Here is an 18,924-nt window from a genome sequence, read left to right as displayed (position 1 = left end):
CTTCAGTGCTTCGTTGCTTCAGCATGCTGGTTTTGCTGGAGGTGCCTTTGTTGGCACAGGTGCAGCAGGCAACCGTTACCCAGACCGTACCTGCGGCGACCCAGCCCGCGTTGCGCCTGGATATTCCGCATTCCGACAATCCGTTGAACTCGTTCCGCGCCACACTGGTTCCCAAGCCGAATCTGGCGAACTCGCCGCGGATCGATGCTCTGGTGAAAGATGGTGTGCTTGAACTGAGTTTGAAGGATGCGATCTCGCTGGCACTTGAAAACAATCTCGATATTGCGATCGCTCGATACAATATTCCGATCGCGGCAGCCGATGTTTTGCGCACACAGGCGGGCGGTTCGTTTCGCGGAGTCAATACGGGCGTAGTTCAGAATACGCCTGGTGGTGGAGTGGGCGGCTTCGGTCCAGGGCCGAGTGGAGCGGGAGCCGGAGGCACTTCAGGGGGTGCTGGCGGTGCGGGTTCTGGAGCATCCGGGCTTGTCTCGTCAACCCTCGGTGCGGGTACGAACGTTGCTTCGTATGATCCCGCGATTTCGGGGACCTTCAGTATCGAACACTTTGCGGAGCCACTGTCGAATACCGTCGTTTACGGAGTTCCAGAGCTGCAGCAAAATACAACGACGGGGAATATCGGCTACACGCAGGCCTTTCCGACTGGGACGTCGATATCGGCGGTCTTCGACAACAACCGTGGAACGACAAACAGTCCGGAGAGCTTTCTTGTCCCAGCGCTGAACACTTACTATCACATTGCGCTGCAGCAGCAGCTGTTGGCAGGTTTCGGCCTCGGGCCAAACCTACGATTTTTGCGGATCGCCAAGAATAATCAGCGGATCTCGGACGAGGCGTTCAAATTGCAGGTAGTGACGACGGTGACGCAGATCGCGAATATGTATTGGGATCTGGTGGCCGCGTACGAGGACGAAGGCGTGAAGAGCCGGTCGCTCGAATTTGCTCGTCAGACGCTGGAGAGCGGACGCAAACAACTTGCACTGCAGGCGATTCCTGCGATGGATGTGATGAAGGACGAGGCAGAAGAGGCGAGCCGCGAACAGGACCTGACAATTGCGAAGACGACCTTGCAGTTTCAGGAGTTGCTAATAAAAAATGCGCTCACGAAAAACCTTGACGATCCTAATTTAGAAGCGATGCCGGTACGTCCGACCGATCAGAGCGCGATGACGGACACGACCCCGCAGGGTCCGACTGAAGATATGACGGCGCGTGCGCTGAAGGACAGACTGGAGTTGGGCGAGTCAGATATCGATCTTGAAAACAGACGGTTGAGCCGTGATGCGGCGCGCAATGCATTGCTGCCTTCGGTCGCCTTGACTGCGTATTATGGAGGCTCGGGGTTGGCGGGTTTGCAGAACCCTGCGTCGGGTACGATCTCGACTTCGCCACCGGACTTAGCCGGATCGTTGAGAACTGCCTTCAACAATAGCGCTCCTGACTATTATGTTGGTGTGACGGTGAATGTGCCGCTTCGCAATCGCGTCGCGAAGTCGGACCAATATCGAGCTGAGTTGGAGACGAGGCAGTCGGAGCTCCGGTCGGAGCAGTTGAAGAAGCAGATTCGCATCGAGGTTCGGAACGCTCAATATGCGTTGGAGCAGAGTGAGGCTCGGGTGGTTTCAGCCCGCAAAGGACGCGATCTGGCACAGAAGACTTTTGACATCACCGCGAAGGAGCAGGAGCTAGGGGCGGGGTCGAACTACCAGACTCTGACGGCGCGGCGCGATCTGGCAGCGGCGGAGTCAACGCTGGTTGCAGCGATGACGGCGTATCAGAAGGCTAAGATTGAGGTGGATCGCGCGGTCGGTTCTACGCTGGAAGCAAACGATATTTCGATAGAATCAGCGAAGACGGGCATCGCCCCTAGTGGGCAGTAGCGCGCAGGAGCAGGTCACCATGCTGGCGGAGCGAATTGTTAAGAACGAATCGGGGGCGGAAGATGCAGAGGCGTCGTGCAGGCTCCTGATCGCGGATGATCAACCCCATATACTGGAGGCGCTCCGGCTATTGTTGAAGCCGGAAGGTTATCAGTTGGAGATGGTTCGAACACCGGCGTTGGTGCTCGACGCCCTGGCGCATGAGAGCTTCGATGGCGTGCTGATCGATCTTAATTACACGCGGGATACGACCTCTGGCCAGGAGGGACTGGATCTGGTGGCGAGAGTTAAGGAGATCGATGCGCAGCTTCCGGTCGTGGTAATGACGGCGTGGGGCAACATTGATCTTGCGGTGGAAGCGATGCGCCGTGGTGCGGGAGATTTCATTCAGAAGCCGTGGGAGAATGCGCGGCTGCTGAGTATTCTGCGTACTCAAATGGAGTTGCATCGCAGTCAGAAGAAAATGCGGTGGTTGGAGGCGGAGAATCGGATCCTGCGGGCACCCGGAGCTCCGGATTTCATTGCAGCTGCGGCTTCGATGCGACCTGTGCTGGAGACGATGGCTCGGGTGGGTCCATCGGATGCGAATGTGTTGATTACGGGCGAGCATGGCACGGGGAAAGAAATTGTGGCGCAGACCCTGCATCGGTTGTCTTCGCGTGCGGAGAGAACACTTGTCGCTGTGAACACGGGAGCGTTGCCTGAGGGGACGTTCGAGAGTGAGCTGTTCGGACATGTGAAGGGCGCTTTTACTGACGCTCGTGCAGATCGCATCGGACGATTTGAACTGGCGAGCGGGGGAACGCTTTTTCTTGATGAGATTGCGAATATTCCGGTTCGGCAGCAGGCGAAGCTGCTTCGAGTGTTAGAGACGGGAGAACTGGAGCGCGTAGGATCTTCAAAGACGCAGAAGGTAGATGTACGGATGCTCTCTGCAACTAATGCAGAACTGCGGGCAGAGTGTGCAGCCGGGCGGTTCCGTGAAGATCTGTTGTTTCGGTTGAACACAGTTGAAATAAGCCTGCCACCGCTTCGGGAACGGCGTGAGGACATACCGCCACTGGCCGGGCACTTTATGGCACGATATGCTGCACGTTATCGCAGACCGATTCAGGGGCTGGAGCCGGCTGCACTGCAGATGATGCTGCAGTACGGCTGGCCGGGTAATGTGCGCGAGCTCGACCATACGATCGAACGCGCGGTTCTGATGGCGCGGGGAGTGCATATTGAACCCGCGGACCTGGGGTTAAATACGCAGCGGGGAGGGGCACAGAGCATGGATGAGATGAGCCTTGAGTCAGTCGAGGCAATCTTGATTCGCAAGGCGCTCGCCCGTGCAGGTGGTAATGTGAGCCATGCGGCTGATGCGCTTGGATTGAGCAGAGGTGCGCTTTATCGCCGTATCGAGAAATATGGTCTCTGAAGATCCAGATGAGGAGATATCCGGCGGTAGCGTGAGGCGGACCCGTATGCCGCTGGGGAGATCGGCACGACGGCTGAGTTTTGAAAAGAGACTGCGCCTGTGGCTCTATCTTCCTGGGCTGTTGCTGCTGCTTCTGTGCTGGCTTCAGCTACGACAACATTCAGTCGAGACTCTTCTGCAGATTATCGTTTTGCTTGGCCTCACGCTTGGATGGGCTTTTGCTGTATCCGTTCTGATGGAGCAGATCATTCGGCCGCTGCAGACGCTGGCGAACGTGGTGGCAGCGTTGCGGGAGGACGATTTTTCTTTCAGGGCCAGGGGAGGTAGGAGAAATGATGCGATGGGCGACCTGGCGCTTGAGATCAATCGACTTGCGGGAATGCTGCAGGCGCAACGTGCGGGCGCATTAGAGGCCATGGCGCTGGTCGAGCGCGTGATGGATTCGATGCAATCTCCGGTGTTAGCGTTCGATCCCGAGGGAAGATTGAAGCTTCTGAATGCAGCGGGGGAGAACGCATTCCGGTTGCAAGTACAGATAGCGCTTGGGCACACAGCAGCGGAGTTGAATCTGGCACAGCTACTCGAGGTAGCGGACGAGGACGTGATGTCTCTGGGGAGCGGGCAGCAGTCGGTGCGGTGGGTGGTGAAAAGAACAGGCTTCCGGCTTCGCGGCATTCCGCATACGCTGTTCGTGCTGTCGGATGTGAGCGCTGCATTAAGGGAAGAGGAGCGACTCGCCTGGGAGAGGTTGATTCGCGTTCTGGGTCACGAGATCAACAATTCGTTGACGCCCATCAAGTCGATCGCTGGGAGTCTGCGTGGACGGATCGCTACGTTGAACAATGCACCTGGGGAAAGTGCCGACTTTGAGCGAGGCCTCGAGGTCATCGAGAATCGTGCGGAGTCGCTGAATCGGTTTCTGCAGGCATATCGGCAGTTGATGGGGCTGCCGGCGCCCCGACTGGCGTCAGTGTCGGTAGCGGCCTTGGCGCAAAGGGTCGCGCTGTTGGAGAGGCGGGTCGTCGTGACCGTTGAAGGAGCGGCAGATGTTGTGGTGCAGGTGGATGCTGACCATATTGAACAGGCACTGATTAATCTAGTACGCAATGCGGCCGACGCTGCGCTGAGTCCAGATGAGATTGGTGAGGGTGAACCACACGTAGAAATCGTGTGGGGTACTGCAGGCTCAGAGGTCATTATCGAGGTACTGGACAACGGCCCGGGGCTGACCAACCCGAACAACCTGTTCGTTCCGTTTTATACGACCAAGCCGGGTGGAACTGGAATTGGTTTGGTTCTCGCGCAGCAGATTGCTCAGGCGCATCGAGGATCGGTGCAACTGGCGAACCGCAGGGGTGGTCACGGTGGGTGCCGGGCTGAACTTCGATTGCCGATTGCCGGATGATGACCCGGGTGCTGTCGATTTGAATTTACTTTGAGCCGTCCCTCTTCCAGAGTTCTCGCTGTGGAGCGCTATACGCTCTTTTGAGAGCGACTGAGACAAAGATAATATGTCGAGTGCATGTTTCGCGTGCAAAATAGCACAGGATCCAAATGAGGTGAACCATCATGGCTTGCAAGGCGGAAGAACTAAGACAGATACCTCTGTTTGCGCTGCTTGACGACGAAGAGATAGCGGTTTTGGCAGCGCAAGTTCAGATTAAAAAGTTTGCTGCGCGGCAACGCATCTACAAGCTGGACGAACCCGGAAGACATGCGTATGTGATGATGTCAGGCGCAGTGCGGGTGACAACGGTAGACCGGGATCATCAGGAGGTGCTCGTGGATGAACCGCGCGATGGCGAGTTTTTCGGCTTTGCCTCGATGCTTGAAGATACACCACATCAAACCACGGCGCTGGCGATGGAAGAGACAACCTGTGTCCAAGTGAGCCGCGACGATATCGCTGCATTGTTGCAGCAGAAGCCGATGGCGGGAATGGATATGCTAACTGTCGTAAGCCGTCAATTTCATGCGTCACAAGCGCTGATACGGCTTCGAGTCAGCCGAAACTCGAATGAAGTGATCGAAGAGGAGATGGGCTTTGGAGACCGCATCGCCGACTCTGTCGCGCGATTCGGTGGGTCCTGGACCTTCATCATCTTATTCGGAGTTGCGCTTTCAATTTATGCTTCCGCAAATGTGGCCTTGAAGGGGAGAGCGTGGGACCCCTATCCATTTATTTTGCTCAATTTGTTTCTGTCGATGCTGGCAGCTATCCAGGCACCGGTGATTATGATGAGCCAAAATCGTCAGGACACGAAAGACAGAGTGCGTGGCGAGTTGGACTATGACGTGAATCTTCGTGCTGAATCCGAGATCCAAAACCTATCGAGCAAGTTGAATCTTCTCACGGAAAAAATCGGCGATGTTGATGATCTATTGCGGGAGCAGCTAAAGCTGAATAATCAGCCCGATCGAGTTCCGTAGTGGCGAGCGGATATAGACCGGACGGCGTTGATGGGAGCGCGTAGGCGATCGACCGGGCTCATCGCGGGAGCTGCTCAGATTCAAATGCACAAGTCAATTGCAGCAAGTGATAAAGGACCTAACTAGTGCGATCTCAAAGATCCTGGGGCCCCAGCACGCGACAGTTGCCCAGGTGAGTGCGGTCAAGGCCGAAGGCTTTGACAAACGCGATCAGATGGCTGTGGTTGTCAGGCTCCGCACCACATACGACTTCTTTACGAGCTTTCTACACTTTCTTTATGTGTCGGCTGCTTGAATAAGGACGACGTGCGGAAGCGCGAAGTTTTCGTCCTGTGCAGGTGGCTCAATTTTGGTGACTGATCGAGACTCTGTGGTGGATTAGGACGTAAGACTTCCGGTTGGAGGCAGGACCATGTGGGATTTGGGATGTATAGGTGCCAGCGTGCTGTTTTTCCTGGTCGCGATCAGCTACACGATGGGGTGTGATCGGTTGGGGATCAAGGAGAAGCAGGGATGATCGAGACATTGCTGCTTGGCCTTGTAACCCTATCGTTACTGATCTATCTGGTGTATGCGCTGCTGCGCCCTGAAAAGTTTTAAGAGGAAGTAGTTATCATGACAGCGAACGGTTGGTTTCAGATTTTCTTCTTTTTTGCACTGGTGCTGGTCTGTGCAAAGCCTCTGGGTTTGTATATGGCTCGCGTCTTCGAGCATGAACGGACCCGGGCAGATGTTATCTTTCGCCCGATCGAGCGACTGATTTATCGGCTGACCGGCGTCGAGGAAACCCATGAGATGGCATGGACTGAGTATGCGGTTGTCATGCTGCTCTTCAGTCTGGTCACGATGCTTGCAACTTATGCAATTGAGCGCCTGCAGCAGTTGTTGCCTCTCAACCCTCAGCATCTCGCGGCTGTGGCTCCAGATCTTGCGTTGAACACCGCGGCCTCTTTTACGACGAATACGAACTGGCAGTCGTATGTGCCTGAGACGACAATGAGCTATCTGACCCAGATGCTCACGCTTGCTTACCATAACTTCTTTTCAGCGGCCGCCGGTATGGCATTGGCCGTTGCGCTAATTCGAGGAATTGCAAGACGAGAGTCGAAAACTCTAGGAAATTTCTGGGTCGACGCAACACGCGCATCCTTATGGGTGTTGTTGCCTGGCTGTCTAATCTATTCACTGCTGCTGATCTCTCAAGGTGTAGTGCAGAATCTTCGTCCTTACGATCAGGCAAAGCTTGTGCAGTCGCAGACTACAACCGCGACCGGTGCAGATGGTAAGACAGTGACGCAGACCCTGACGACGCAGAGCATTGCTCAAGGCCCGGTTGCTTCGCAAGAGGCGATCAAAATGCTTGGAACAAACGGGGGAGGTTTTTTCAATGCAAACAGCGCTCACCCATTTGAGAACCCTACTCCGCTCTCTAACCTAATGCAGATGTTCTCAATCTTTGTGATACCTGCTGGGCTAACAGTCACTCTAGGACGGATGACGCGAGCGCCGAAGCATGGCTGGGCTGTGTTTGCTGCGATGGCTGTACTCTTTCTTGTTGGCGTATTCGTGGCGTACTACGCAGAGGCGCAGTCGAACCCACTCCTCCACTCAGTCGACCAGCGTGCTTCGTTAACGCAGGCCGGCGGCAATATGGAAGGCAAAGAGGTACGTTTCGGCGTCGCCAATTCTGCTTTGTTTGCGACTGTAACAACTGACGCCAGTTGCGGTGCTGTGAACTCGACGCACGATTCCTTCATGCCGCTGGGTGGTCTGGTCCCGATGGTTAACATCATGCTGGGTGAGGTGATCTTCGGTGGTGTGGGAGCCGGACTCTATGGCATGCTGATCTTCGTCGTCCTGGCTGTCTTTATTGCCGGGTTGATGGTGGGGCGCACACCCGAATATTTAGGAAAAAAGATCGAATCCTATGACGTGAAGATGGCCATGCTGTACGTGCTCATTTTTCCGCTTTCGATCCTTGGTTTTTCAGCAGTGGCGCTCATGATGCCGAATCTTGGGCTCTCTTCCCTTGCGAACGCCGGGCCGCACGGTCTTTCGGAGATTCTTTACGCCTACACCTCGGCGACTGGAAATAACGGATCTGCTTTCGCAGGGCTCAATGCGAATACTCACTGGTACAACCTGTCGTTGGCCGCAGCGATGTTGATCGGCCGATTCCTGATGATCGTTCCGATGCTTGCTATCGCGGGCAGTCTCGCGAAGAAGAAGCTTGTTCCGCCATCTCTAGGAACCTTCCCTGTGCATACACCCCTCTTTACAGTGTTGTTGGTGGGTGTGGTTGTCATTGTGGGGGCACTTACCTTCTTCCCCGCACTCTCGCTCGGTCCTATTCTTGAGCACTTACTGATGCACGCTGGCAAAAGCTTCTAGTCCAGAAGAGAAAAGCAGACAAACAATGGCAAATACCCGCAAACGCTCCTTATGGGACACCAAAATTGTACGTCGCGCGTTGATTGACGCTCTAGTCAAGCTGAGCCCGCGCACGATGATGAAGAACCCGGTCATGTTCGTCGTTGAGATCGGCAGCGTGATTACTACGATCTATCTGCTTCGCGATACTTTGTCGCATCGCGGTTCGTTTCAATTCGATTTGCAGATTACGCTGTGGCTTTGGTTTACGGTGCTGTTCGCAAACTTTGCCGAGGCGATGGCGGAGGGCCGCGGAAAGGCCCAGGCAGACGCGCTACGGCGTGCAAAGTCGGAGACGACCGCAGTGCGGCTTCGCACGGATGGAAGCACGGAGGAGGTCCCCAGTTCGCATCTGCGAGCCGGGGATCAGGTTCTCGTTGTTGCCGGTAATATGATTCCCGGCGATGGCGAAGTGATAGAGGGCGTTGCTTCGGTGGATGAGTCGGCGATTACGGGTGAGTCTGCGCCGGTAATTCGGGAGGCTGGTGGAGACCGGTCGGCGGTGACGGGTGGAACGCGGGTGTTGTCGGACCAGATCAAGGTGAGGATCACGTCGAATCCTGGCGAGACGTTCCTTGATCGTATGATTGCGCTGGTTGAGGGTGCCGAGCGACAGAAGACGCCGAACGAGATCGCTCTGAATATCCTGCTTGCCGGGTTGACGATCATCTTCCTGCTTGCAGTCGTGACGCTTCAGCCTATTGCGATCTATTCCAATGCGCCGCAGACGGTGTTTGTGCTGATCTCGTTGCTGGTGTGTCTCATTCCGACGACGATCGGCGGCTTGCTCTCGGCGATTGGGATTGCTGGGATGGATCGTCTGGTTCAGCACAATGTGCTGGCGATGTCTGGGCGAGCTGTGGAAGCAGCTGGTGATGTAAACACACTTCTGTTAGACAAGACGGGAACGATTACGCTGGGCAATCGTCAGGCTGCTGAGTTTATACCTGCGCCTGGTGTGAGCAAGGATCAGCTTGCAGATGCAGCACAGTTGTCTTCGCTTCCGGATGAGACACCGGAAGGACGAAGCATTGTGGTCTTGGCGAAGGAATTGTATGGTCTTCGCGGACGAGAGTTGAGCGAGTTGCAGGCGGAGTTTGTGCCGTTCAGCGCGGTGACGAGAATGTCGGGCGTGAACCTTGATGGGCGAATTATTCGGAAGGGTTCGACGGATGCTATCGCTGCGTTTTTGAAAGAGAACGGAGGAAGTTTGCCGGATGAGGTTCGGGCGGCGGTTGAGACGGTTGCTCGCAGCGGGGGGACGCCGCTGGTGGTGGCTGAGAATCGGCAGGCGCTGGGTGTGATCCACCTGAAGGACATTGTGAAGGGCGGGATGAAGGAGCGGTTTGCGCAGCTTCGGTCGATGGGGATTCGGACGATCATGATTACGGGGGACAATCCTCTGACTGCGGCGGCTATCGCGCGCGAGGCAGGAGTTGACGACTTTCTGGCAGAGGCGAAGCCGAAGGACAAGATGGACCTCATTCGCCGCGAGCAGGCTGAAGGCAAACTGGTCGCGATGACAGGCGACGGTACGAACGATGCTCCTGCGCTTGCTCAGGCCGACGTGGGTGTTGCGATGAACACCGGAACGCAGGCGGCGAAGGAGGCGGGAAATATGGTCGATCTCGACTCGAACCCGACGAAGCTGATCGAGATTGTGGAGATCGGCAAGCAGTTGCTGATGACTCGTGGCGCGCTGACTACGTTCTCGATTGCGAACGACGTTGCGAAATACTTTGCGATTATTCCCGCGATGTTTGCGGCGACGTTCCCGGTGTTGAATGCGCTGAACATCATGCACCTGAAGACACCGGAGTCCGCAATTCTCTCTGCGGTGATCTTCAATGCTCTGATTATTGTCGGCTTGATTCCGCTGGCTCTGCGGGGCGTTGGTTATAAGGCTATGTCGGCGGAGGCGTTGTTGCAGCGCAATCTGTTTATCTATGGTGTCGGTGGCCTTGTAGCTCCTTTTCTCGGGATCAAGATTATCGACCTCATCATCACTGCCATTCACCTGGCGTAAGGAATTTTATGCGTCGCAATCTGATCACCGCTGTGCTTTATACCGTTGTGACTACTGTGCTGTTCGGTCTGGTTTATCCGTTTGTCGTGACCGGGCTGGCGCAGGTTCTGTTTCATGACAAGGCTAACGGGCAGCTCATCTATAAGAATGGGCAGTTGGTTGGGTCTCGGATTATCGGTCAGTCGTTTACGGCTCCGCAGTACTTTCATTCCCGTCCTTCGGAGGCCGGCAATGGATACGATGCTGCGAACTCGGGCGGATCGAATCTTGGACCGACGAGCAAGAAGCTAGTTGACCGGGTGGCCGGGGACGTGGCGACGTTACAGCTCGATCATCCTGGTGTCGCTGTGCCGATCGACCTGGTTACTGCTTCGGGATCGGGTCTCGATCCTCACATTACGCCGGCTGGTGCGGAGTTTCAGGTGGCTCGTGTTGCTCGGGAGCGGCACTTGAGCGAGGATGCGGTGCGGCGGCTGGTGGCGCAGCATACCGAAGGGCGGCAGCTTGGGTTCCTCGGGGAGCCGCGCGTGAATGTGTTACTGCTCAATATGGATCTAGACGATATGGCTCCTTCGAAGTAGGCCAGCCTACCTCGATCAGTTCATCTGACTTAAGGGGGTGCCCCCCCCGGGGGTGTCCCCCCCCGGGGGGTGTCCCCGCTAAGTCGTTTATCCTCAGGCTTATACGATTTTTGATCGTTGCAAAATCGTCATTCCAGATGGGTTAGACGCAAATTCGTCTTTCCAGACGACTTATCGGCTTTCAATAAAAAACCCCGGAGCTGTTCCGGGGCTTTCTTGTTTGTGTACTCAGTATAACGGTTTGACCCTAACTAATACGCCACGCTAATCTGCGCGATGGGCGCGGGTTTTAGTGATTTGGGGACTTGACAAGTTTTTTCATTAGTCGCGACTAGACCGCTTGGGGGAGACAAGCGGGCGGGTCGGCCGTGTTTCCTGTACCGATTTTTGTTAGGCGCTCGAGGTTTGTTCGTCATCGCGGTGGTCTTTTGTGATGCGGAGATGACGCACAATGGCGAGGTTGGACGTGAGTGCATAATGTTGCCTTGGGACTCGAACGTTTTTAGAGTCTGACTCTCGCTTCTGAAGGCTGAAAGAAAAAATATGCATAGACCTCGATTCGGACAACTGGCCGTCGCTCTGGGTTTCTTTTGTTGTGTGTTGAATATGCCGTGTCTGCTGGCGCAGAGCGCCAAGACCGAAGCCTCGGATTTGACATCTCTGGGTCGTGTGACGGGTGCGACGGCGCTGCCTAACGGTGTGGATGTGAGAGATGGTAAGGCGCGAATTGAAATAACTGCTTTGCGAGAGGATGTTCTGCGGGTTCGAGTTTCGAAGGCGGAGAAGATGCCGGAGGATGCTTCGTGGGCTGTGCTTGCGGGTGCTCGCACAAGCTCGGTCGCGACAGCTTATTCAGCGAAGGGAGACAAGGTTGGTTTTCAGACGACGGTGTTGGAGGTGTCGGTGGACCGGGCGACCTCACGACTGACGATCAGCGATCGAAGCGGTGCGGTTTTGTTGCAGGACGCGGAGCCGGTCGAGTTTCATGGCGATCGATTCCGAGTCTACAAGCGGATGCCGGAGCAAGAGCATTACTTTGGCCTGGGCGATAAGATTGGTCCGCTCGATCGCAGAGGCGGCACGTACCAGATGTGGAACACGGATCAATATCGTTTTCAGGAGAGCAGCGATCCTCTCTATAAAGCAATTCCGTTTTTTCTCGCGGACAACGCCGGCAGATCGTATGGTTTGTTTCTGGACAATACGTGGAGGACGAGCTTCGACTTCGGAAAAGAGGACGTGAATACTTACTCGTTCGGGGCCGATGGCGGACCGGTTGACTACTACTTTATCTATGGTCCGAAGCCGAAGCAGGTGGTGGAGGGGTATGCGTGGTTGACTGGACTGACGCCTCTACCTCCGAAGTGGTCGCTTGGCTTTCAGCAGTCGCGGTATTCGTATATGACTGAGGCGCGGGCGCGTGAAGTGGCGGATCGTATGCGTGCGGACAGGATTCCGTGCGATGCGCTCTATCTCGATATCGACTTTCAGGTGGGGAATGCGCCGTTCACGGTGAACAAGGAGACGTTTCCGAAGTTTCCTGAATTCGTTCAGGAGTTGAAGGACAAGCACTTCAACCTGGTGTTGATTACGGATCTTCATATTGCGGATCGAGCGAACCAGGGGTATGCGCCTTACGATACAGGGGCTGCAGGAGATCACTTCGTGAAGAATCCGGATGGATCGGTCTTTGTGGGGAAGGTGTGGCCGGGCCCTTCGGTCTTTCCGGACTTCACGAGGAAGCAGTCGCGTGAGTGGTGGGGAACTCTTTACAAGCAGTTTTATGACGAAGGAGTTGCCGGGTTCTGGAATGACATGAACGAGCCTTCGGTGTTTGAAGTGGCTTCAAAGACGATGCCGTTGGATGTGGTGCATCGGATCGATGAGCCGGGATTTTTGCCGAGGTCTGCGAGCCACGCGGAGATTCACAACGTTTACGGGATGGAGAACTCGCGTGGAACATATGAGGGTTTGTTGAAGTTGAAGCCACAGCAGAGGCCGTTTGTTTTGACGCGTGCGACCTACGCGGGTGGTCAGCGCTATGCTGCGACGTGGACTGGCGATAACTCGAGCACGTGGAATCATCTTCGCTTGAGTACGCCGATGCTTTTGAATCTTGGCCTGAGCGGGTTTTCGATGGCGGGCGACGATATTGGCGGCTATGCGGGTTCGTCAACGCAAGATCTGCTGACGAAGTGGATTGAGGTGGGGGAGTTTAATCCGATCTATCGCGACCATACGGAGAAGTTTACGGCTGACCAGGAGCCGTGGGTTGGGGGTCCAGAGGTAGAGGCGGTTCGGCGTCGGTATATCGAGGATCGATATCGGCTGCTGCCGTATCTGTACACGCTGGCGGAGGAGAACTCGCGTACCGGTGTGCCGATGATGCGGCCGTTGTTTTTGGAGTTTCCGGATGCGACCGCGGATAAGCATCCGCTAGATCTTGATGCGGGGAATCAGTTTATGCTGGGGTCGAATTTATTGATTGCCCCTGCACCTTATCCGGAGGCACCCGATAGTTATGCGGTGACGTTTCCTCCGGTTGGCTGGTACGACTATTGGACTGGGGCGAAGATCGCCAGTGCGCCGCGCGAAGCAGTTGCGGTGAGCACTGGCGCGGCGCTCGGAGTGGGGGCGTTGCAGTCGATCAAGATTACGCCGGAGATTAATGTGCTGCCGGTGTTTGTGCGGGCAGGTTCGATTCTGCCGTTTGCGCCGTTAGTGCAGAGCACGCAGGAGAAGCCGAATGGTCCGCTTACGTTGAAGGTTTATCCGGGAGACAGCTGTGAGGGTTCGCTGTACCAGGATGATGGGATCAGCTTCGCGTACAAAGAGAAGGATTTTCTGCGCGTGAAGTACAGCTGCGATTCGGCGGACGGTGGGTTGCGTCTACGTGTGGGAGCGCGGGAGGGGAGCTTTCAGCCGTGGTGGAATGAGGTCGAGGTGACGGTCTTCGATTGGAAGTCTGCGCCGGGGAAGGTTACGTATGGCGGGGAGGCGATTTCGAAGTTCCGCTTCGATGAGTCGGCGCACTCGCTTACGATCACGCTGCCGGAGAAGGCGGAGGGCGGGGAGTTAGAGATCGCTGCGAAGTAGTTTTCGTCTACTGATGTTTCGTGAGTTCTAGTGAAAGCGGTAGGCGGCGCCGATTCCCAGGACCTGTGGGGTGAGGTCATTGGGCGGGAAGCCGAACCATTTTTGAAACTCATATTCCACTCGGATGTTGACCGAGTATAGGAGCCGATAGTCGACTCCTACGCCGACCGCTGCCATGTTGTAGGCGAGGTTTGCGGCGTTGCCTTGTGGGGGGCCACCGGGGGTCAGGCTGGGGACCTCCGGATAATTGAAGATGCCGCGTCCGTACATGCCCTTCGCGAAGGGTTCGATTCTGTGAAAGTGCAAGACGTAGCGCGGCCCGATTTCAAAAGTACGTTCATAGATATTTGTGGCGGGATTGGGGTCATTGATCTGGTGGAACGCGGCTTCGATTCCATAGTGGTATTTGAAGTCGAAGTTGACGTAAGCGCCGCCTCCTTTGATCTTTTGCGGAACGTAGTCAGAGTCGGCGTAGTTGAATTCGCCGCCAGCCTGAAGGACTCCGGCGCTGGTGGCGGTGGGGAGCGCCTGGGCGTGGAGGCGGACACCGGCGAAGCTGATCAGGCAGAGCAGGGCAGAGATCTTGAGTCCGGGGAGGAGATCTGCTGCCAGCTTTGCGAATTTCTTTGAGGAGGCTTTGTTGCTCATGCGGGTGTTCTCTCTTGAAGCTTATGGTTTTTACTGTGGGGACTGATCGATGTGGTATTCCACATTTACAGTGTGCTGTATTCCGTTGCTGTTGGCCGTTACAACTATTGGGTAAGTGCGGTCGAAGTAACCTGAGCCGCAACCAGTGAGGGTCCCGATGGCTCCGAGCGAGGAGAGGATGAGGAGCGAGTGGATGATGAGGCGAGTGAGTTTGCGGCTGGAGCGACGCGAGTAGCGCAGGCCGAGGAGAGGGAGGAGGAAGAGGCCGAGTGCGATGTGCGAGAGCCGGCGTGAACGATCCTGCTGCGATTCGACGGAGGCGAGCTTGCGGGTGGCGACGGTGAGGGTGATGTCGGTTGGGCCAGCGTACTGGTCGATGCTCGACGGCGAGAAGGTGTAAGTGGCCAGGATGGGGCCGCTTGGGCTGGCGGAGAGATTGATGGTTCCGGGGTAGTAGCCGCCGACGGGGGTTACGTGGAAGGTGTACTGGCGGGTGGTACCGTAGATGCCTTCGACCGTCTGGGCGCTGGTGAGGACGATGGTGAAGTCGAGCGGTTCGATGGTGATGGTGGTAGCACCTGATGCGGCAGAGGCGGTGCTGGAGGTGAAATCAACGTCTCCGCTGTAGACGGCCGTGATGGTATGGACGCCTACGGTGAGACCCGTGGTGGTGAAGGTCGCGACATCGCTGGTGCTGAGGGTAGCTGTGTTGAGTGGGTTGCCGTTGTCAAAGAAGGTGACTGTTCCAGTCGGTATTCCGGAGGTTGTGGAGGCGACGTTAGCGGTGAAGGTTACCGGTAGAGCGAAATGGATGTCGGTTGTGCTGAGGCTCAGCGTGGTGACGGTGGGTGCTTTGTTGATGGTGAGCATTCCGTTATTCACGGTCTGCAGGTAGTCGGTGACATTGGTTCCGGTTGCTGCGGGGATGATCGGATACTGCCCTGGTTGAGAGAGCGTGCTTGCGGAGTTGGAGAAGATCTCGGTGAAGGTATCTCCATCCAATTGTCCGGTGATGGTGCCGGTGAAGACTGGGTTGGGCTCGCCGTAGAGCTTGGTGAAGCTGTTAGCAGTGATGATGAGCGTGGCCTGATTGATGGTGAGGGTTCCGTTGGAGTAGATGACGTTGTAGTCGCTGAGGTTAGTGCCGCTGGCTACAGGCACGATGGGATAGGTTCCGATTGCCGAAGCGATCGTAGCCGTGGTGCTTTCGGTGACGGTGAATGTGTCGCCGTCGACTGCTCCTACGGTAGTGGCCGTGAATGTCGGGTTGGGCGTGCCATATTCGCGGCCAGCGTTTGCGGCTGTGACTGTCAGCGTAGCTTGAGTGACGGTGAGAATTCCGTTGTTGTAGATGACGTTGTAGTCAGCGAGATTTGTGCCAGTGGCGACGGGCACGATGGGGTAGTTGCCGATCGGAGAGGAAGGAGTTGCGGTCGTGCTTTCGGTGAAGACGAAGGTGTCGCCGTTGACCGCACCGATGGATGTCGCAGAGAAGGCAGGATTTGCAGAGCCATAGATGCGGCTGGCGCTTCCTGCTGTAACGGTCAAGGTTGCCTGGCCGATGGTGAGAGTTCCGTTGTTGTACACGACGTTGTAGTTGCTGAGGTTTGCTCCAGCGGCTACAGGAACGATTGGGTAGGTGCCTACGGGCGACGCGGTGGTGGCGGTGGTGGTTTCGGTGTAGGTGAAGGTGTCGCTGTTCTCGACTCCCGTTGCTGAGGCAGTGAAGGTGGGGTTAGGAGATCCGTAGGTGCGGTTGGCGTCGGCAGCGGTGACGGTCAAGGTCGCTTTGCCTACTGTCAGGGTTCCGTTGACATAGACGACGTTGTAATCGGTGAGGTTGGTGCCTGCGGCTGTGGGAACGATCGGATAAGTGCCAACAGGGGACGCTGCAGTTGCCGTAGTTGTTTCACTGAAGCTAAAGGTGTCACCATTCTGCGCGCCGGTTGCGGATGCGTTGAACGCGGGGTTTGGAGCACCGTACGTACGGTTCGCATCGGCAGCGGTGACAGTGAGGGTGGCCTGGGTGATAGTGAGAGTTCCATTGTCGTAGACGACGTTGTAGTCGCTGAGGTTGGTGCCCGATGCCAGCGGAACGATAGCGTACGTGCCAACAGGAGAGGTCGCAATGGCCGAAGTGCTTTCGCTGAAGCTAAAGGTATCGCCGTTTACTGCGCCAGCCGCACTAGCAGAGAAGGCTGGGTTCGCGGCGCCGTATGTTCTGGTGGCGTTCGCGGCTGTGACCGTGAGGGTGGCTTGAGTGACGGTGAGAGTTCCGTTGTTGTAGACGACGTTGTAGTCAGCGAGATTTGTGCCGGTGGCTGTGGGAACGATTGCATAAGTTCCTACCGGCGAGGCTGGGGTGGCAGAAGTGGTCTCGGAGAAGGTAAAGGTATCGCCATTGACAGCGCCGGTGGCGGAAGCTGAGAAGGTTGGGTTGGCTACACCGTAGGCGCGGCTGGCGTCCGCCGCGGTGACGGTGAGGGTTGCCTTTCCGATGGTGAGAGTTCCATTGACGTAGGTCACGTTGTAGTCGTTGATGTTGGTGCCTGTGGCTACCGGGGTGATGGCGTAGGTGCCAGGCGCAGACGCTATGGTTGCCGGGGTGCTTTCAGTGAAGGTGAAGGTGTCGCCGTTCTGTGCTCCGGTGGCGGAAGCAGAGAAGGTCGGGTTGGCTACACCGTAAGTGCGGTTTGCGTCAGCTGCAGTGACGGTGAGGTTTGCCTTGCCAATGGTGAGAGTGCCGTTGACGTAGGTCACGTTGTAGTCGTTGATGTTGGTGCCTGTGGCTACCAGGGTGATGGGGTAGGTGCCAGGCGCAGACGCTATGGTTGCCGGGGTGCTTTCAGTGAAGGTGAAGGTGTCGCCGTTCTGTGCTCCGGTGGCGGAAGCTGAGAAGGTCGGGTTGGCTACACCGTAAGTGCGGTTTGCGTCTGCTGCAGTGACGGTGAGGTTTGCCTTGCCGATGGTGAGAGTGCCGTTGACGTAGACGACTGTGTAGTTACTGATATTAGCGCCGGTTGCAGTCGGAACGATTGAGTAGGTGCCGATAGGAGAACTCTGCGTGGCAGTAGTAGTTTCGGAGAAGGTGAAGGAGTCGCCATTCTGTGCTCCGGTGGCTGATGCAGAGAAGGCCGGGTTAGGAGCTCCGTAATTGCGGCTTGCGTTGGCGGCTGTGACCGTCAGTGAGGCCTGCCCGATCGAGAGAGTTCCATTGACGTAAACGACGGTGTAGTTCGAAAGATTTGCTCCGGAAGCCGTGGGAACAATGGGATAGTTTCCGACTGGGGAACTCGTCGTGGCAGAGGTGGTCTCGGAGAAGGTGAAGGTATCGCCATTGGCAGCGCCGCTGGCAGACGCGGAGAAGGTTGGGTTTGGAGCGCCGTAGGCTCGGCTGGCGTCGGCTGCTGTGACGGTGAGGGTTGCCTTGCCGATGGTGAGGGTGCCGTTGTTATATACGACGTTGTAGTCGTTGATGTTGGTGCCTGTGGCTACCGGGATGATGGCGTAGGTGCCCGGTGCAGACGTTATGGTTGCCGGGGTGCTCTCGGTGAAGGTGAAGGTGTCGCCATTCTGCGCGCCGGTTGCGGAGGCAGAGAAGGCCGGGTTGGCTACACCATAGTTACGGCTGGCGTCGGCTGCTGTGACGGTGAGGGTTGCCTTGCCGATGGTGAGGGTGCCGTTGTTATATACGACGTTGTAGTCGTTGATATTGGTGCCTGTGGCTACCGGGATGATGGCGTAGGTGCCCGGTGCAGACGTTATGGTTGCCGGGGTGCTCTCGGTGAAGGTGAAGGTGTCGCCATTCTGCGCGCCGGTTGCGGAGGCAGAGAAGGTTGGGTTGGCTACACCGTAGTTACGGCTGGCGTCGGCTGCTGTGACGGTGAGGGTTGCCTTGCCGATGGTGAGGGTGCCGTTGTTGTATACGACGTTGTAGTCGTTGATGTTGGTGCCTGTGGCTACCGGGATGATGGCGTAGGTGCCAGGTGCAGAGGTTATGGTTGCCGGGGTGGTTTCGGTGAAGGTGAAGGTGTCGCCATTCTGCGCGCCGGTTGCGGAGGCAGAGAAGGTTGGGTTGGCTACACCGTAGTTACGGCTGGCGTCGGCTGCTGTGACGGTGAGGGTTGCCTTGCCGATGGTGAGAGTGCCGTTGACGTATACGACGGTGTAGTTGCCGATGTTGGCGCCTGTCGCGGTCGGGATGATGGCGTAGGTGCCAGGTGCGGACGCTATGGTTGCCGGGGTGGTTTCCGTGAAGGTGAAGGTATCTCCGTTTTGCGCACCGGCTGCAGATGCGGAGAAGGCCGGGTTGGCTACGCCATAGTTACGGCTGGCGTCAGCTGCGGTGACAGTGAGAGTGGCTTTGCCGACAGTGAGTGTTCCGTTGAC

The 18,924-nt window shown here is 56.5% G+C and carries 11 protein-coding genes (1 of these 11 running past the window's edge); 9 read left to right on the top strand and 2 right to left on the bottom strand.

What is annotated here, in order from left to right; all coding sequences use genetic code 11:
- Positions 1-5 precede the first annotated feature (5 nt).
- The 9 genes from RBB77_RS00485 (at position 6) to RBB77_RS00445 (ending at position 13,887) form a co-directional block, all read left to right on the top strand.
- The gene (locus RBB77_RS00485) at positions 6-1,901 is read left to right on the top strand and encodes a TolC family protein (RefSeq protein WP_353064223.1); all 1,896 of its coding nucleotides are present in this window, start codon (positions 6-8) and stop codon (positions 1,899-1,901) included.
- 19 nt (positions 1,902-1,920) lie between these two features.
- Positions 1,921-3,324 (top strand): sigma-54-dependent transcriptional regulator, encoded by a 1,404-nt coding sequence (locus RBB77_RS00480; RefSeq protein WP_353067706.1) that lies wholly within the window; start codon positions 1,921-1,923, stop codon positions 3,322-3,324.
- Between the two features lie 31 nt (positions 3,325-3,355).
- Positions 3,356-4,729: a sensor histidine kinase gene (locus RBB77_RS00475; protein WP_353064222.1), complete on the top strand. Its 1,374-nt coding sequence runs from the start codon at positions 3,356-3,358 to the stop codon at positions 4,727-4,729.
- A 164-nt stretch (positions 4,730-4,893) separates the two neighbouring features.
- Positions 4,894-5,754, top strand: coding sequence for a DUF1003 domain-containing protein (locus RBB77_RS00470; RefSeq protein WP_353064221.1), 861 nt, complete (start codon positions 4,894-4,896; stop codon positions 5,752-5,754).
- A gap of 513 nt (positions 5,755-6,267) precedes the next feature.
- The gene (kdpF, locus tag RBB77_RS00465) at positions 6,268-6,354 is read left to right on the top strand and encodes a K(+)-transporting ATPase subunit F (RefSeq protein ID WP_353067705.1); all 87 of its coding nucleotides are present in this window, start codon (positions 6,268-6,270) and stop codon (positions 6,352-6,354) included.
- A 15-nt stretch (positions 6,355-6,369) separates the two neighbouring features.
- On the top strand, positions 6,370-8,145 hold the full coding sequence (kdpA, locus tag RBB77_RS00460; RefSeq protein ID WP_353064220.1) for a potassium-transporting ATPase subunit KdpA: 1,776 nt from the start codon (positions 6,370-6,372) through the stop codon (positions 8,143-8,145).
- 25 nt (positions 8,146-8,170) lie between these two features.
- Positions 8,171-10,210 (top strand): potassium-transporting ATPase subunit KdpB, encoded by a 2,040-nt coding sequence (kdpB, locus tag RBB77_RS00455; protein WP_353064219.1) that lies wholly within the window; start codon positions 8,171-8,173, stop codon positions 10,208-10,210.
- A gap of 8 nt (positions 10,211-10,218) precedes the next feature.
- Positions 10,219-10,791, top strand: a complete 573-nt coding sequence (gene kdpC / locus RBB77_RS00450) for a potassium-transporting ATPase subunit KdpC (RefSeq protein WP_353064218.1) — start codon at positions 10,219-10,221, stop codon at positions 10,789-10,791.
- A 543-nt stretch (positions 10,792-11,334) separates the two neighbouring features.
- Positions 11,335-13,887 (top strand): glycoside hydrolase family 31 protein, encoded by a 2,553-nt coding sequence (locus tag RBB77_RS00445; protein ID WP_353064217.1) that lies wholly within the window; start codon positions 11,335-11,337, stop codon positions 13,885-13,887.
- Positions 13,888-13,914: 27 nt separating this feature from the next.
- On the opposite strand, the gene RBB77_RS00440 is transcribed toward RBB77_RS00445, so the two are convergent.
- Together RBB77_RS00440 and RBB77_RS00435 are read right to left on the bottom strand one after the other, a co-directional pair.
- Positions 13,915-14,535: an outer membrane beta-barrel protein gene (locus RBB77_RS00440; protein WP_353064216.1), complete on the bottom strand. Its 621-nt coding sequence runs from the start codon at positions 14,533-14,535 to the stop codon at positions 13,915-13,917.
- A 30-nt stretch (positions 14,536-14,565) separates the two neighbouring features.
- On the bottom strand, positions 14,566-18,924 hold the 3' end of the coding sequence (locus RBB77_RS00435; RefSeq protein WP_353064215.1) for a beta strand repeat-containing protein. Its footprint extends 25,326 nt past the window's final position; 4,359 of the gene's 29,685 nt are visible here — the last part of the coding sequence; the start codon falls outside the window, past its right edge; its stop codon occupies positions 14,566-14,568.

This window comes from Tunturibacter psychrotolerans (assembly GCF_040359615.1).
GTDB classification, from domain to species: domain Bacteria; phylum Acidobacteriota; class Terriglobia; order Terriglobales; family Acidobacteriaceae; genus Edaphobacter; species Edaphobacter psychrotolerans.
This window is presented reverse-complemented; position numbering and strand designations above follow the sequence as displayed.